We start from the raw sequence: 846 nt of genomic DNA on the forward strand, positions 1-846 counted from the left end.
TTGAAGACTGAAGAACCGGGTGGCCGCAAGGCGGGCGTCAAGGTCGGTTCGGTTTCCGAACTGGTCGAGAAGCTCAAGGCCGATGGCGTATTGTAAGAAATCGGAAGGGACAAGATAAATGGCTATTCTTCTTATTGCCGAACATGACAATGCAAGCCTTTCCGATCAGACCGCAAAGGCACTGACGGCTGCCGGTAAAATCGGTGGCGATGTGGACGTGCTGGTTGCAGGCAAGGGTGCGAAAGCTGCAGCTGACGCAGCTGCAAAGCTTTCCGGTGTGCGCAAGGTTCTGCTGGCTGAAAGCGATGCGCTGGAAAACCGTCTGGCTGAGCCATTGGCAGCACTCATTGTTGAACTTGCAGGCCAGTACGACACGATCATCGCACCAGCAACCACTTCGGCCAAGAACGTGCTTCCACGCGTTGCAGCACTTCTCGATGTGATGCAGCTTTCTGAAATCATGGAAGTGGTGTCCGCTGATACGTTCAAGCGTCCGATCTATGCAGGCAATGCAATCCAGACTGTGCAGTCAACTGATGCCAAGAAGGTCATCACCGTTCGTACGGCTTCGTTCCAGGCTACCGGCGAAGGTGGCTCGGCTGCAGTTGAAAGCGTGAATGCTGCGAGCGATCCGGCACTGTCGAGCTTTGTTGAGAACGCGCTTTCGGGTGGTGATCGTCCGGAGCTGACCTCTGCCAAGATCATTATCTCGGGCGGTCGTGCACTTGGTTCATCGGAAAAATTCCAGGAAGTGATCCTGCCTGTTGCTGACAAGCTTGGTGCTGCGGTTGGTGCCAGCCGTGCGGCAGTTGATGCGGGCTATGCACCAAACGACTGGCAGGTTGG

At 55.4% G+C, this 846-nt stretch carries 1 protein-coding gene and 1 pseudogene; both read left to right on the top strand.

Annotation, left to right across the window (positions count from 1 at the left end; all coding sequences use genetic code 11):
* Positions 1-96 (top strand): annotated as a pseudogene (locus OIV19_RS23610) (electron transfer flavoprotein subunit beta/FixA family protein); the annotation flags it as partial.
* A 22-nt stretch (positions 97-118) separates the two neighbouring features.
* Positions 119-846: electron transfer flavoprotein subunit alpha/FixB family protein (locus OIV19_RS23615; protein ID WP_264234341.1), on the top strand; the 728-nt coding region annotated here is incomplete at its 3' end.

The sequence above is a fragment of the Brucella sp. HL-2 genome (assembly GCF_025846885.2).
GTDB classification, from domain to species: Bacteria; Pseudomonadota; Alphaproteobacteria; order Rhizobiales; family Rhizobiaceae; genus Brucella; species Brucella quorumnocens.